The 14,115-nt window shown below is 54.3% G+C and carries 12 protein-coding genes; 3 read left to right on the top strand and 9 right to left on the bottom strand.

Annotated elements, in window-relative coordinates; all coding sequences use genetic code 11:
- Window positions 1–70: 70 nt before the first annotated feature.
- Both rpmF and yceD read right to left on the bottom strand, forming a co-directional pair.
- The gene (gene rpmF, locus JZ655_RS07970; protein ID WP_003857964.1) at window positions 71–244 is read right to left on the bottom strand and encodes a 50S ribosomal protein L32; all 174 of its coding nucleotides are present in this window, start codon (window positions 242–244) and stop codon (window positions 71–73) included.
- Window positions 245–260: 16 nt separating this feature from the next.
- Window positions 261–782 (bottom strand): 23S rRNA accumulation protein YceD, encoded by a 522-nt coding sequence (yceD, locus tag JZ655_RS07965; RefSeq protein ID WP_006174678.1) that lies wholly within the window; start codon window positions 780–782, stop codon window positions 261–263.
- A gap of 140 nt (window positions 783–922) precedes the next feature.
- Between yceD and JZ655_RS07960 the strand changes: the two genes are divergently transcribed.
- Window positions 923–1,507 carry a Maf family protein gene (locus JZ655_RS07960; protein WP_207293472.1) on the top strand — a complete coding sequence of 195 codons (585 nt, stop codon included), beginning with the start codon at window positions 923–925 and terminating at the stop codon, window positions 1,505–1,507.
- A 30-nt stretch (window positions 1,508–1,537) separates the two neighbouring features.
- Here JZ655_RS07960 and rluC read toward each other — a convergent pair whose 3' ends face one another.
- On the bottom strand, window positions 1,538–2,491 hold the full coding sequence (gene rluC / locus JZ655_RS07955) for a 23S rRNA pseudouridine(955/2504/2580) synthase RluC (RefSeq protein WP_207293471.1): 954 nt from the start codon (window positions 2,489–2,491) through the stop codon (window positions 1,538–1,540).
- A 571-nt stretch (window positions 2,492–3,062) separates the two neighbouring features.
- Here rluC and rne point away from each other — a divergent pair.
- Window positions 3,063–6,272 (top strand): ribonuclease E, encoded by a 3,210-nt coding sequence (gene rne, locus JZ655_RS07950; RefSeq protein WP_207293470.1) that lies wholly within the window; start codon window positions 3,063–3,065, stop codon window positions 6,270–6,272.
- A 44-nt stretch (window positions 6,273–6,316) separates the two neighbouring features.
- Here the strand turns inward: rne and JZ655_RS07945 are convergent, their stop codons facing one another.
- A complete protein-coding gene (locus tag JZ655_RS07945) occupies window positions 6,317–7,258 on the bottom strand; it encodes a LysR family transcriptional regulator (RefSeq protein ID WP_040076162.1) in 942 nt (313 codons plus the stop codon).
- Window positions 7,259–7,367: 109 nt separating this feature from the next.
- On the opposite strand from JZ655_RS07945, the gene JZ655_RS07940 reads away from it, so the two are divergent.
- Window positions 7,368–8,582 carry an MFS transporter gene (locus JZ655_RS07940; RefSeq protein WP_207293469.1) on the top strand — a complete coding sequence of 405 codons (1,215 nt, stop codon included), beginning with the start codon at window positions 7,368–7,370 and terminating at the stop codon, window positions 8,580–8,582.
- Window positions 8,583–8,661: 79 nt separating this feature from the next.
- Here JZ655_RS07940 and flgL read toward each other — a convergent pair whose 3' ends face one another.
- The 5 genes from flgL to flgH form a co-directional block, all read right to left on the bottom strand.
- Window positions 8,662–9,615: a flagellar hook-associated protein FlgL gene (gene flgL / locus JZ655_RS07935; protein ID WP_040076165.1), complete on the bottom strand. Its 954-nt coding sequence runs from the start codon at window positions 9,613–9,615 to the stop codon at window positions 8,662–8,664.
- A gap of 14 nt (window positions 9,616–9,629) precedes the next feature.
- Window positions 9,630–11,276: a flagellar hook-associated protein FlgK gene (gene flgK / locus JZ655_RS07930; RefSeq protein WP_207293468.1), complete on the bottom strand. Its 1,647-nt coding sequence runs from the start codon at window positions 11,274–11,276 to the stop codon at window positions 9,630–9,632.
- A 75-nt stretch (window positions 11,277–11,351) separates the two neighbouring features.
- Window positions 11,352–12,305 (bottom strand): flagellar assembly peptidoglycan hydrolase FlgJ, encoded by a 954-nt coding sequence (gene flgJ / locus JZ655_RS07925; protein ID WP_040076168.1) that lies wholly within the window; start codon window positions 12,303–12,305, stop codon window positions 11,352–11,354.
- The gene (locus tag JZ655_RS07920; protein ID WP_040076169.1) at window positions 12,305–13,402 is read right to left on the bottom strand and encodes a flagellar basal body P-ring protein FlgI; all 1,098 of its coding nucleotides are present in this window, start codon (window positions 13,400–13,402) and stop codon (window positions 12,305–12,307) included. The genes flgJ and JZ655_RS07920 overlap by 1 nt, the downstream gene beginning before the upstream one ends.
- A 12-nt stretch (window positions 13,403–13,414) precedes the next feature.
- A complete protein-coding gene (gene flgH / locus JZ655_RS07915; protein WP_040076170.1) occupies window positions 13,415–14,113 on the bottom strand; it encodes a flagellar basal body L-ring protein FlgH in 699 nt (232 codons plus the stop codon).
- Window positions 14,114–14,115 lie beyond the last annotated feature (2 nt).

Here is a 14,115-nt window from a genome sequence, read left to right as displayed (position 1 = left end):
ACAGCCTGGTTTGGTGTTTCCCCAGTTGCCCGGGGAAATCCTCACTAAGCTTCATCACGCTTGCGCGTGATTACTTAGTGATTACCTTGCGGCCACGGTAGAAACCGTCAGCAGTGATGTGGTGACGCAGGTGTTTCTCACCAGAAGTCTTGTCTACAGACAGGCTGGTAACTGCAGTTAGCGCGTCATGGGAACGACGCATGCCACGTTTGGAACGGGTTGGTTTATTCTGTTGTACGGCCATGGACCTTACTCCTCAATTACTTACGCTTTAAGCTGGCTAATACGGCAAATGGGTTTGGTTTTTGCGCTTCATCAGGCAGTTCCCCAAAGACCATGTCCGCCTCGGACACTTCACAGTGTTCAGAATCATGCACCGGAACGACTGGCAAGGTGAGGATGATTTCATCTTCAACCAACGCCAGAAGATCGATTTCACCGAATTCGTTAACCTCAATCGGCTCATACGCTTCCGGGAGTGCTTCAGCCTGTTCGTCGGAACGAACCGGGCTAAAACAATACGTTGTGTGAACATGCTGTACAAACGGTTTCCCGCAACGCTGACATTCGAGCGTTACCGTCACCTTTGCATCACCGGTTAAAACGGCAAGGCGCTGGTTGTCGATAGCGAACGACATGGAGCATTCTACATCACTGTCCACACTGACTACGGATTCGGCAATACGCTCTGCCTGATCGGAAGAATAGATTCCTTCGTAATCGAGGCGTTTTTGAGCCGTACGGACCGGATCAAGAGTCAGGGGTAATTTTACCTTTTGCATAGGGCGCGCATATTAACTTTGTAACGTCATAGAGTCAAAGAAAAAGGCAACCAGAGCTGCCTTTTGCCAATTATTCGCACACATTGCGGCCTGTAGTTTAAAATGGCTGGCATCGATACGCTATATCTGGTGAAAAAAATATGCCGAATCTCATTCTTGCCTCCACATCTCCCTGGCGCCGCGCGTTGCTTGAAAAACTCGGTCTACCGTTTGAATGTGCCGCACCGGACATCGATGAGACCCCGCAGCCGGGTGAGTCCCCCCGCCATCTCGTTCTTCGTCTGGCACAGGAAAAAGCGCAGTGCTTCGCAGCACGTTATCCTAACCATCTGATTATAGGATCCGATCAGGTTTGCGTCCTGGATGGCGAGATTACCGGTAAACCGCACACGGAAGAGAGAGCACGCCAGCAGCTCATGAAAGCGCGCGGCAACATCGTCACCTTTTATACGGGGCTGGCGCTGTATAACACCGCGACGGGCCATCTACAGACAGAGTGCGAACCCTTTGACGTCCACTTCCGTCATCTTAGCGAGCAGGAGATCGACGACTACGTGCGCAAAGAGCGTCCGCTGAGCTGCGCAGGCAGTTTCAAAAGCGAAGGGCTGGGGATTGCGCTGTTCGATCGGCTGGAGGGGCGCGATCCCAATACGCTGGTCGGGTTGCCGCTCATTGCGCTCTGCCAGATGCTGCGTCGGGAAGATTACAACCCGTTAATGGCGTAAAAAAAACCGGCCAATGGCCGGTTTCTTCTTTTAGATCGCGTCCCGCAATACCTTGAGGCAACGTTTGAGCTGGTCGTCCAGAGGCGCTTCAACGCGCATGACCTCCCCCGTATTAGGGTGGGTAAACTTCAGTGCCGCTGCGTGCAGAAACAGGCGTGAAAGCCCGGTACCCGCCAACTGCTTATCAAATTCGCGATCGCCATAGCGATCATCAAAGGCAATCGGGTGGCCTGCGTGCTGGGTATGGACGCGAATCTGGTGAGTACGCCCCGTCACTGGGCTGCAACGCACCAGCGTTGCAAAGGCGTAACGCTCTTCAACCTTAAAACGGGTCTCAGACGGTTTACCTTCCTGGCTCACGCGCACAATACGCTCACCGCTTTGCAGAATATTTTTCAGCAGTGGCGCTTGAACCACTTTCACGTGAGATTGCCACTGGCCACGGACCAGCGCGAGATAATCTTTCTGCATCCCTTTTTCACGCAACTGTTCATGCAGGGAGCGCAGCGCGGAGCGTTTCTTTGCCACCAACAAGATACCAGAAGTGTCGCGATCGAGGCGGTGTACCAGTTCAAGGAAGCGCGCTTCGGGGCGCAGGGCGCGTAAACCTTCGATCACGCCAAAGCTCAGCCCACTGCCGCCATGTACGGCGGTGCCTGAAGGCTTGTTCAGCACCAGGATATGATCGTCTTCATATAAAATCACATCCGTTAGCGCCGCAACTTTGTTGAGATGCGGCGAGACCGCCTGCTCTTCCCGCTCGGCGACGCGGACCGGCGGGATGCGGACTTCATCTCCCGCTTCAAGTTTGTATTCAGGTTTGATGCGCTTCTTATTTACCCGCACCTCACCCTTACGCAGGATGCGGTAGATCATGCTCTTTGGCACGCCCTTCAGTTGGGTGCGCAAAAAGTTGTCGATACGTTGCCCCGCTTCATCTTCGGTGATGGCAACGATTTTTACTGATGGAGTCTCTGTTTTCATGGTGGGCGATTCTAATTATCAGTCGCGGTTAGCGCCACTCATTTTTCTATGCTTATATATACCTTTGACCGGTTACTCTTTGCTTTACGCAATCGATTTGATGGTTATTAAACCGATCCTTTCGAAGAAGTGAAAAAACTGTGAGTAACCGGGTGATAAATGGTAAAAGTCAACTTGCTATAACCCAGGAAGCAATGGAATAATGTTGCTGTTTTCCGTGTTAAATCCTGGTTAAGTAAGGATAACGACGGAATGACCAATTTTGTCTGACCGATCATCCACGCAGCAATGGCGTAAGACGTATTGATCTTTCAGACAGTTAGCGGGCTGCGGGTTGCAGTACTTACCGGTAAATGGAATCTTCTCTGGAGAGTTTTACCCAGGCTGTTCCCCTGATAATTGCGCTGTGTTTCCGTATGAAATACAGGCAACCGACACTTTGCGCCTCTTAAGCGAGCGACAACCGTGAGGTTGGCGACGTGAATAGACACGAGGCCATCGGTTCATACCCCGGAAAGCGTCATCTTGCCCGCAGCTTAGTCGTCAATGTAAGAATAATGAGTAAGTTACGATGAAAAGAATGTTAATCAACGCAACTCAGCAAGAAGAGTTGCGTGTCGCCCTTGTGGATGGGCAGCGTCTGTACGATCTGGATATTGAAAGCCCAGGCCACGAACAGAAAAAAGCGAACATTTACAAAGGCAAAATCACCCGCATTGAACCCAGCCTTGAAGCTGCATTTGTTGACTACGGTGCTGAGCGTCACGGTTTCCTCCCACTCAAAGAAATTGCCCGCGAATATTTCCCGTCCAACTATAACGCCCATGGTCGTCCGAACATCAAAGACGTTCTGCGTGAAGGTCAGGAAGTTATCGTTCAGATCGATAAAGAAGAACGGGGTAACAAAGGCGCTGCGCTAACAACCTTTATTAGCCTGGCAGGCAGCTATCTGGTGCTGATGCCAAACAACCCACGCGCTGGCGGCATCTCTCGTCGCATCGAAGGTGATGATCGCACTGAGCTGAAAGAAGCACTGGCAAGCCTTGAGCTGCCGGACGGCATGGGCCTGATTGTTCGCACCGCGGGCGTCGGCAAATCTGCCGAAGCGTTGCAGTGGGACCTGAGCTTCCGCCTTAAGCACTGGGAAGCGATTCAGAAGGCTGCAGAAAGCCGCCCTGCCCCATTCCTGATTCACCAGGAAAGTAACGTCATTGTTCGTGCTTTCCGCGACTATCTGCGTCAGGACATCGGCGAGATTCTGATTGATAACCCTAAAGTGCTTGAGCTGGCTCGCCAGCATATCGCCGCGCTGGGTCGTCCGGATTTCACCAGCAAAATTAAACTGTACACCGGTGAAATCCCGCTGTTCAGCCACTACCAGATTGAATCCCAGATTGAGTCCGCCTTCCAGCGTGAAGTGCGTCTGCCGTCAGGCGGTTCTATCGTTATCGATACTACCGAAGCCCTGACCGCAATCGACATCAACTCCGCGCGTGCAACCCGCGGTGGCGATATCGAAGAGACGGCCTTTAACACCAACCTGGAAGCGGCAGATGAGATTGCACGTCAGCTGCGTCTGCGTGACCTCGGTGGTCTGATCGTTATCGACTTTATCGATATGACCCCTGTTCGCCACCAGCGCGCCGTTGAGAACCGACTGCGCGAATCCGTGCGTCAGGACCGTGCGCGTATCCAGATCAGTCATATTTCGCGCTTTGGCCTGCTGGAGATGTCTCGTCAGCGTCTTAGCCCGTCTCTGGGTGAGTCCAGCCATCACGTCTGCCCACGCTGTTCCGGTACGGGTACCGTGCGTGACAACGAATCGCTGTCCCTCTCCATTCTGCGTCTGATTGAAGAAGAAGCGCTGAAAGAGAACACCAAAGAAGTTCACGCCATTGTTCCGGTGCCGATTGCGTCTTATCTGCTGAACGAAAAACGTGCCGCAGTGAGCGCCATCGAAACGCGTCTGGGCGGCGTTCGTTGCGTGATCGTGCCAAACGATCAGATGCAGACGCCGCATTACTCCGTTCTGCGCGTGCGTAAAGGCGAAGAGACGGCCACCCTGAGCTACATGCTGCCGAAGCTGCATGAAGAAGCGATGGCCCTGCCGTCTGAAGAAGAGTACGCCGAACGTAAACTGCCAGAGCAGCCTGCGCTGGCCGCTTTCGTGATGCCTGAAGCACCGCCAGCACCTGCACAGGAAGAGGCAACTGCCAAACCTGCGGCGAAGAAACCAGCCGTTGTAGCAAGCACAGCCCCTGCTGAGCAAGGCCTGCTGAGCCGCTTCTTCAGTGCGCTGAAGAAGATGTTTGCCGGTGAAGAGGCGCAGCCTGAACAGCCGAAAGTCGAGAAAAAAGAAGAGAAGCAGGAACGTTCTCAGGAGCGCCGTAAACGTCAAAACAACCGTCGCGATCGTAATGACCGTGGCGATCGTAACGACCGTGGCGACCGTGGCGACCGTGGCGACCGTGGCGACCGCAATGAACGTCGCGACAACCGTGCTGACAACAACGAAGCGCGTGAAGGCCGCGAGGAGAACCGTCGTAATCGCCGCGAGAAATCGCAGCAGAACGCGGAAGAGCGCGAAATTCGCCAGTCTACCGGCACCGAAGCGGAAAAAACCCGTAACCGTGACGAGCAGCAGCCGCGTCGTGAGCGCAACCGTCGTCGTAATGACGAGAAGCGTCAGGCACAGCAAGAAGTTAAAGTGCTGAACCGCGAAGAGCAGCCAGAGCAGGAAACCGAGCAGGAAGAACGCGTTCAGGTGATGCCGCGCCGTAAACAGCGCCAGTTGACCAAATCTGTACGTATCCAGTCTCAGGCAGACGAAGCCGCAGCCGTAGAAACCGTTGAGGCACCTGTTGCCCCGGCACAGAGCACCGAACTGGCGAAAGTGGATCTGCCAGCCGTGGTGGAAAACGTGCAGGAGCAGGACGACAACGGCGAAGCGCGTGATAACGCCGGTATGCCGCGTCGTTCACGTCGTTCCCCGCGTCATCTGCGTGTAAGTGGTCAGCGTCGTCGTCGTTACCGTGACGAACGTTACCCGCTGCAGTCGCCGATGCCACTGGCCATTGCCTGCGCCTCCCCAGAGATGGCGTCCGGTAAAGCCTGGATCCGTTATCCGGTTGCTCGCCCGCTGGAGCAAGAAGCGCAGATCGATGAGCAAACCAATGCCGTTGAACCTGTTGTGACCGACGCCACTACTGTTGCACCGGAAGAGGTGAATACCGCTGCAGCGATTGCTGTTGAGTCGCAGGTTGCGCCGGTGGAGACAACCCATCCGGAAGTGATTGCCGCGCCTGTTGCTGAACAACCGCAAATTATCGCCAATGAAGATGTCGTGGTCGCTAAAGAGGTGATTGAAGACGTCGCAGTAGCAGAACCTGTTGTGGCTGAAGCATCCGAAGCGCCTGCTCAGGAAGCCCCTGCTGTCGCAGCCGTGGCCGACGTTGAACCGGAAATTGCGCCTGTTGTTGAAGCAGAGCCTTTGGTTGAAGCAGAGCCGGAAGTGAAAGCTGAGCCTGAAGTGAAGGCGGATGTCGCTGTAGAGAAAGCGCCAGAAGTCAACGCAGCGCCAGCCGCGAAAGCTGACACCTCACTGCACCATGCGACTGCTCCTATGACCCGCGCTCCTGCGCCGGAATACGTCGCAGAAGCACCGCGCCATAGCGACTGGGTACGTCCAGCCTTCAACTTCGAAGGTAAAGGATCTGCCGGTGGCCACAGTGCAACGCATCAGGCCACTGCGCCTGCAACGCGTCCGCAGTCTGTTGAATAAACACGCCGCGTAATAAAAAAGCCGACTTTAGGGTCGGCTTTTTTTTACCTTTTTTGCGCCAGCGGCTTACGCATACCGGCTATTTCTGGCATCACTTCACGCATCATTTCCAGAAAACGTCTTAAGCGCGCAGGGTAATAGCGCGACCACGGATAGACCAGGTGCACGGGCAGTGCCGCAGGCTGCCATTCCGGTAAAAGATGCACCAGCCTCCCTGCCCGAATATCTTCCTCCACCGTCCAGCTCGACACCACCGCTACCCCCAGCCCGGTAAGTGCGCTTTTACGCGTCACGTACAGGCTGTCAGTGCTTAAGCGGGGAGAGATAGGGATACGCAACGGTTGCGTCTCTCCGTCGGTGTAGAGCTCGATATGTTGACGATAAAAGCTGTTCAATGCCACCCAGGGCAATGCGGATAGCGCCTGAGGTGACTGCACAGGATCGAAGCGAGCCAGGAGTTCCGGCGCGGCCACAATGCAGCGCGGCACCTCCGCCAGCAGGATTGAAACCGTTGCCGGATCGATCTCCGCCCCGACCCGAATCGCGCAGTCGATATTTTCACTCATAAAATCTGCCGAACGGTCATTCAGCATCCACTCGACCGTCAGCCGCGGGTAACGGTTCAGAAACTGTGTTAATGGCTCCAGTAACTGCTCCTGACCGAAGGCGTGCGGCGCCCGCACACGCAGCACACCGACGGGTTCATCTTCCGCATGGCCCATCTCATCTTCCAGCGCCAGCCAGCTGTCTATCACCCTACCCGCGTGCTGATAGCATCGTTCGCCGTCATCGGTCAGTTTCATGGCATGCGTGGTGCGTAAAATGAGTCGCACACCCAGCAGTGACTCCAGAGACTGCAAACGGCGGCTGACCGTCGCCTGGGTGGTTTCAAGTTGTTTCGCCGCCGCAGACAGCGAGCCTGCCTCAACAATGCGGACGAAGGTTCGCATCAACTCCACCCTATCTATACGCTCTGAACGCTGCATATCACCCTCTGTTATACGTTTAACGTATAGGTGTTTTAACACCAGGCTGGCTACCACCGCAAGCGTGGGTGCGAAAGAATAGCGTCACATCCTGATTGAGGTACACACTATGAACACTACCCTCCCTGCCCACGCCATTAGCCGCTGGGTCATTTTACTGCTCGCCATTGGCGCTGGCTTTAGCGTTGCCTCGATTTACTACGCCCGGCCTTTGCTGCCGCTGATGGGCAGCGACCTGCACCTGAGTATTGAAGGGATGGGGCTGGTACCTACCCTGACCCAGGCAGGCTATGCCATCGGCATTCTGTTTCTGCTGCCGCTTGGCGATCGCCATGATCGTCGAACCCTGATTCTGCTGAAAAGCACGGCCCTGGCGCTGGTTTTACTGGCCAGTAGCCTCGTCACGGAACTGCACAGCTTACTGATTGTTAGCCTGCTGATTGGTATGGCAGCCACCATGGCGCAGGATATCGTTCCGGCGGCGGCCATTCTTGCCCCTGAGGGCAAACAGGGGAAAACCGTTGGCACGGTGATGACCGGTCTGCTGCTCGGGATTTTGCTCTCCCGTACCGTTAGCGGCATCGTTGGCGAAGCCTTTGGCTGGCGCGTGATGTATCAACTGGCGGCGGCCAGTATTGCCCTCATCGGTGTGGTGATGTGGGCTGTTCTGCCCCGCTTCGCTATTCATTCCACGCTTAGCTACCCCGCATTAATGCGCTCGATGGCGCACCTGTGGCGCCGCTACCCCGCATTGCGTCGTGCCGCGCTGGCGCAAGGGTTCCTCTCAATCGCCTTTAGCGCCTTCTGGTCAACGCTGGCGGTGATGCTGCTGGAGCGCTATCAGTTGGGCAGCGCGGTGGCAGGAGGATTCGGTATTGCCGGGGCAGCCGGTGCGCTGGCGGCTCCGCTGGCCGGTGGGCTGGCTGATAAGCTGGGCGCAGGTAAAGTCACCCAGCTCGGCGCCGCACTGGTCACCGTCTCTTTTGCCCTGATGTTCCTGATGCCTATGCTGGGCGTTCATGGTCAACTGATTCTGATTGCCGTATCGGCGGTGGGGTTTGACCTGGGTCTGCAATCCAGCCTGGTGGCCCACCAGAACCTGGTTTATAGCCTTGAGCCGCAGGCGCGCGGGCGTCTGAATGCCCTCCTCTTTACCGTGGTATTTATCGGTATGGCGCTGGGCTCTGCGCTGGGTACTAAGGTGTATGCCCTTGCAGGCTGGCCAGCCGTAGTAGCCCTGGCCACCCTCACCGGCGCTATCGCACTGGTGATTCGCCTGACCGAACGCACCGCAACGACCACCGCCGCTGCGCAAAACGGATAAAAAAAAGCCCAACCCGGGATGACGGGTTGGGCAGACAAAGTATGACCAGTTTCAAGCCATACTCTAAAGGTCAAAAATGTTATCTATTCAGCTGAAACAGAGACATTCCCTGCATATCACTGAACGCTTTATACGAAGCCTGAAGTGCCGCCTGCTGCATGGTGTAGGACGAGATAACCGAGTTCCAGTCAACATCAACCAGGTCGCTCATCTGTAGTGTTTGCCCCATTGCACGGTCATCACCCAGAGCATCCAACTTATCCAGTTCATTGAGTTTTGTCCCAAGATCTGCACGCACTGTCAATACATTATCAAGCGCGTTACGAAGACCGCGGTTCGCTTTATCAATACGCGCCGTTTCGGTTTCTGCCTGTACACCATTACCTTCAATTGGTGTGTTTAGTGAGTCAATTGCAGTGTCCAAAATTTTGAATAAATTGGTTTCCTGCTCACTCCCTACTGGCTCCGGATCGGCATTACTGGTGAAAGAGTCAAAGACTTCTATTCCCGTATGGCTGATCTGCATATTGCGTGCTGAGTCTACTTGTTGACTAATACCTATACTGCCGCCATTGTAATCGCCCGTACCCATATCGAATGGCGGATTTTCCGTTTTATAACCAGCGAAGATATAGCGGCCATTACCATCGGTACTGTTGGCAAGATTCATTAATTGATCACGAATCCCTTTTAAGTCGGTGGCCAGGGAGGCGCGGTCATTGTCACTAAGCGTACCGTTACCGGCATAAACAATCTTTTCTTGTGCGCTCTGAATTGCCGTAGTGACTTGAGTTAAGACATTCTCTTCTAGCGATACTTTTTGTGTAGCGAAGCTACGGGCCAGAGTGAACTGGGTATTTTGTGACTGCGCCTGAGAAAGCACCACAGCTTGTGAGGCTGCGATTGGATCATCTGAAGGACGGTTAATGCGTTTCCCCGTTGCCATCTGTTCACCATAACCCAACCATTTACTTTGCGATTCGGTGATACCACGCATATTCTGCTGGTACATCATTTGAGTGCTAATACGCATATTTTATCTCGTCCTTAGCGAATACTGAGCAACGCGTCGAATAGTGCACTAGCTGTTTGCAATACTTGGGCGTTCGCCATGTAATATTGCTGATAACGCTGTAAGTTACCGTATTCTTCATCAAGGTTAACCCCCGAAATGGACTGCTGCTGATTGCTCAACTGCGTTGCTACATTATTCTGGGTTGTGCTGCTAGTCTTCAACGTCGCCGTTTTACTGCCTACGGTGCTAACAAGAGACGCATAAGCATCATTGAAGGTTTTCGTACCGCCAACCACCTTGCTATTTTGTAAGTCGAGCAAAGCCTGTCCGTTACGATTATCGCTTTCACCACTATCAGAAGCGGAAGCCAGAGCCAGTTTTGTGGCATCAGAAATGTCCAAGTCCATATTCATAATGGCGTCGACGACTGGCTGAATGATAAAACTGTCTTTAGGCTCTGGATTACCGCTGATATTGATATCAAGACCATCAAACGAGAGATTGCCGCTAGCATCTGGCGTGAGTGTTTGCGTGGTTTTATCTGAAAGCCGCGTTACCGTCCAAGTGGGACCCACGTATTCGAGTTTATAATCTGTAGCCTGCACGGATTTGCTATCGGTGGCAGAGATACTGGCCGTGATAACCGCATCGCCGTTGTTTTTCTCATTACTATAAATGGCTGGCTTACCGATTTTGAACAGTTCTCCTCCCTGCTTACCTTGGGAATCGAAGCCTTTAGTATGCTGTTCGTTCATGGCGTTAGCGAAAGATAGCGCCAGTTGGTTCAGCGTATTGCGTGCGCTATCCAGCTCTTCAGTGCGGAAGGACAACATACCACCCAGGGAACCGGTGGTAAGTAATTTCTCAGGGATTTCAACATTGCCTGCAACTTTGTCTACATAGGCTACGGTAATACGATTTGTATTAGCGTGCGATTTCACTGCCGCTAGCTCATTTGAAGTGCTGCCTTGGACCAGGGTATAACCATTGCCGAAAGAGACGTTGTAACTGTTGCCGTCTTGAACAGTAACTTCCAAACCGACGATTTTATTCAGCTCGCTAACTAACTGGTCGCGCTGATCGAGTAAATTATTTGGAGATGCGCCAGCACCAACCCCTGTCAGTCGTGAAATTTGATCATTTAAGCTAGCAATCTGCTTCGCATAATTGTTTATTTGATCGACGCTAGTGCCAATAGCGGTATTAATCTGTTTGTCTTGGTCGCGCAAATATTGATCATTAACTTTGAATTGGTTAACTAATCCATCTGCTTTTCCCAAAACGGTTTGCCGTGCAGCCGGGTCTTCTGCATTACTCACAAGCGTCTGCAGGCTGGTAAAGAAATCCTGCATTGTCGTAGATAAGTTATTGGCGTTACCAGATAATACATCGTCAATTTTTGACATTTGCTGATAGCGTGTCGTTAGCGCACTGCCCTGATTTTCAGCCGAGCGCAATTGGTTGGTAATGAACGCATCGTATTCACGTTGCACTCCTGATACATAAACACCGTTTCCTACCCAGCCACCGCCTGTGAGGGTGCTGTTCGATGCGCCCAGCACTGTAGTCTGGCGGGTATACCCTGCCACGTTGTAACTTGAAATATTATTACTGACGGTATTCAGCGCTGCCTGTGCAGCACCGAGGCCACTCATGGCGCTGTTAATCAAACTGGACATGGGGGTTCCTTTTACACTTTCAGACACGAGTCCTGATGATGATTATCGGCAGACACCATCAGGACTTGAGAACTTTCAGAACAGATTTTCAAGATCTGTGCTATAGGCTTTACTGACTTTTTCACCCATTGCTTTTAGCTGCTGGATCATGCTGGTGAGCTTGCGGGCGTAGTTCGGATCGGTGGCATACCCTGCGCTCTGAAGCGCCTGTGCACCCTGCTCCGCCGTCGCCGCCTGGGTCACCGCAGCGTAGCGCGGATTGCGGGTGAGCAAGCCAACGTAATCTGAGAGTGCCTCCAGATAGGAGCTGTAAACGCGGAACCTGGCTTTAACCTTTTTCGCCTCACCGTTTTCGAACTCGGTGGTGGTGATCTCGGTCGTCGGCCCTTTCCAGCTGCCAGACGCTTTCACACCAAAGATGTTAAAGCTCGGCTCGCCGTTTTCCCGACGGATCTGGCGCTGGCCCCAACCCGACTCAAGCGCCGCCTGGGCCAGAATCAGGTGATGCGGCACGCCGCTCTGCTCGCTCGCCAGGCGTGCGGGCAGAGAGAGCTGCGCCAGGAAGTCTTTGCTGTCGCCGGATAACGGCTCATCGTTGCTCTCCGGCGCTTTCGGCACGGCCTTACGCACCATCTGGGTTAGCGCCTGGTTTTGATAACTGGTCACCGTTTGCAGGTCGAACTTCATCGGCACCTGCTGAGGCTGATCTTCCGGCTTAACTCCTTGTGCGGCTTCCATCTGCTTGACGATCATATCGGCAAGGCCAAGCCCCTTGCCGGAGGTCATCTGCTGGGCAATCTGTTGGTCATACATGCTGGTGTACAGCCGGGTTGAGTCGCTGCTGAAGATGCCATCTTTCGGTAGCGCTTCACGCATGCTTTTCAACATCATCTGCACAAACATCCCTTCAACCTGGCGGGCAACCGGGCGGAGATTCGCCGCCGGGTCTTTACCTGCACTGGTTTTCAGTTCGTTGAGCGACTGGGCATCCCAGGCCGCACTTGCCATCAGTTTGCTATCGCCGAGCATTAGATAATTTCCACTTTCGCGCGCAGGCAGCCTGCGGTCTGCATGGATTGCAGAATCGACATCAGCTCCATCGGCGTGGCGCCCAGCGCGTTAAGCGCACGTACCACATTGTTGAGATTGGCGCTGGAACGTACGCTCTGCAGTGACCCCCCCTCCTGGCGCAGATCGATCTGCGTCTGCGGCGTCACCACCGTCTGGCCGCCACCGAATGGCGTATCAGGCTGGCTGACGTTCGCCTGGCGGTTAACCGTTACCGAGAGGTTCCCCTGCGCCACGGCGCAACTATCCAGGGTCACTTCGCGGTTCATTACCACCGAGCCGGTACGGGAGTTGATAATCACTTTCGCATCCTGCAACGGTACGTTGACTTCCATATTCTGGATATCGGCCAGCATCCGGACCTGATTGCTGCCGCCGCTGGAGGTGCGAATCTGCACGGTACGCGCGTCAAGCGCTGTCGCACTGCCAAAGCCACGGCTGCGGTTGATGGTGTCGGCAATCTGCTGCGCCATGGTGAAATCTTCATTATTCAGCTGCAGATTGATGGTATTACCGGAACCAAACTGAGACGGGAGCTCACGTTCAATGATGGCGCCGTTAGTGATGCGCCCGCCATTGAGCTGGTTAACCTGCACGCTGCTGCCACCCGCGGAGGCGCCTGCGCCGCCAACCAGAATGTTACCCTGGGCCAGCGCGTAGACCTGGCTGTCCACCCCTTTCAGCGGGGTCATTAACAGCGTACCGCCGCGCAGACTTTTGGCGTTACCCATGGAAGAGACCACCACGTCAATGGTCTGCCCCTGACGCGCAAACGCGGGGAAGCTCGCGGTAACCATAACGGCCGCCACGTTCTTCAACTGCATGTTGGTGCCCGTGGGTACAGTGATCCCCAGTTGCGAGAGCATGTTGTTCAGGCTCTGGGTGGTGAACGGGGTTTGCGTCGTCTGGTCACCGGTACCATCCAGCCCCACGACCAGGCCGTAGCCTATCAAGGAGTTTTGTCGTACGCCCTGTACGCTGGTGAGATCGCGGATACGGTCAGCCTGGGCAAAGCTTGCCACCAGCACCAACGCGATACCCAAGAGGGATTTAAACATAGGTCACCTCGCTTACATCGGCGATAAATTAAGGAAGAAACGCTGCAGCCAACCCATATTCTGCGCCTCGTTGATGTAGCCGTTACCGACGTACTCAATGCGCGCATCCGCCACCTGGGTGGACGGTACGGTGTTAGTGCCGCTGATGGTGCGAGGGTTAACCACACCGGAGAATCGAATGAACTCAGTGCCCTGATTGATGGCAATCTGTTTTTCACCCACAACATGTAAATTACCGTTCACCAGTACCTGATCGACGGTCACCGTCAGGGTGCCGCTAAAGGTATTGCTGGCGTTGGCGCCGCCCTTACCATTAAAGGAGTTGCCGCCAGAGGTCTCGACATCGGCACGTGCATTACCAAACAGCCCTTGCAGGTAGCGTGGCACGGTGTCAAAGCCAAAATTCGTTTTGCCATCGCGGCTGGCGTTCGCCGACGAGCTCTTGCTCGCACTGACGTTTTCCTGCAGGACGATGGTGAGTGTGTCACCCACGTTACGCGGACGACGATCTTCAAACAGCGGCTGATAACCGTAGTTAATAGGCTGCGCGGTCTGGAAAATAGAGCCGTTAACGACCGGCGCGGGGCCGGGAACGGGTTGGGCGGTGGTCGCACCCTGCACCAAAGGTTTAGACGGGATCCAGGCGCAACCGCTCAGGGTCACGGCCAGCAGAGTCACTATAGGATAACGATTCGCCGCGTGTTTTTGCATTG

The sequence above is a fragment of the Leclercia pneumoniae genome, assembly GCF_017348915.1.
In the GTDB taxonomy this organism is placed as follows: domain Bacteria; phylum Pseudomonadota; class Gammaproteobacteria; order Enterobacterales; family Enterobacteriaceae; genus Enterobacter; species Enterobacter pneumoniae.
This window is presented reverse-complemented; position numbering and strand designations above follow the sequence as displayed.

Coding starts and splice junctions, on each gene's coding strand:
- rpmF (WP_003857964.1), bottom strand. CDS start 244: ATGGCCGTACAACAGAATAAACCAACCCGTTCCAAACGTGGCATGCGT.
- yceD (WP_006174678.1), bottom strand. CDS start 782: ATGCAAAAGGTAAAATTACCCCTGACTCTTGATCCGGTCCGTACGGCT.
- JZ655_RS07960 (WP_207293472.1), top strand. CDS start 923: ATGCCGAATCTCATTCTTGCCTCCACATCTCCCTGGCGCCGCGCGTTG.
- rluC (WP_207293471.1), bottom strand. CDS start 2,491: ATGAAAACAGAGACTCCATCAGTAAAAATCGTTGCCATCACCGAAGAT.
- rne (WP_207293470.1), top strand. CDS start 3,063: ATGAAAAGAATGTTAATCAACGCAACTCAGCAAGAAGAGTTGCGTGTC.
- JZ655_RS07945 (WP_040076162.1), bottom strand. CDS start 7,258: ATGCAGCGTTCAGAGCGTATAGATAGGGTGGAGTTGATGCGAACCTTC.
- JZ655_RS07940 (WP_207293469.1), top strand. CDS start 7,368: ATGAACACTACCCTCCCTGCCCACGCCATTAGCCGCTGGGTCATTTTA.
- flgL (WP_040076165.1), bottom strand. CDS start 9,615: ATGCGTATTAGCACTCAAATGATGTACCAGCAGAATATGCGTGGTATC.
- flgK (WP_207293468.1), bottom strand. CDS start 11,276: ATGTCCAGTTTGATTAACAGCGCCATGAGTGGCCTCGGTGCTGCACAG.
- flgJ (WP_040076168.1), bottom strand. CDS start 12,305: ATGCTCGGCGATAGCAAACTGATGGCAAGTGCGGCCTGGGATGCCCAG.
- JZ655_RS07920 (WP_040076169.1), bottom strand. CDS start 13,402: ATGTTTAAATCCCTCTTGGGTATCGCGTTGGTGCTGGTGGCAAGCTTT.
- flgH (WP_040076170.1), bottom strand. CDS start 14,113: ATGCAAAAACACGCGGCGAATCGTTATCCTATAGTGACTCTGCTGGCC.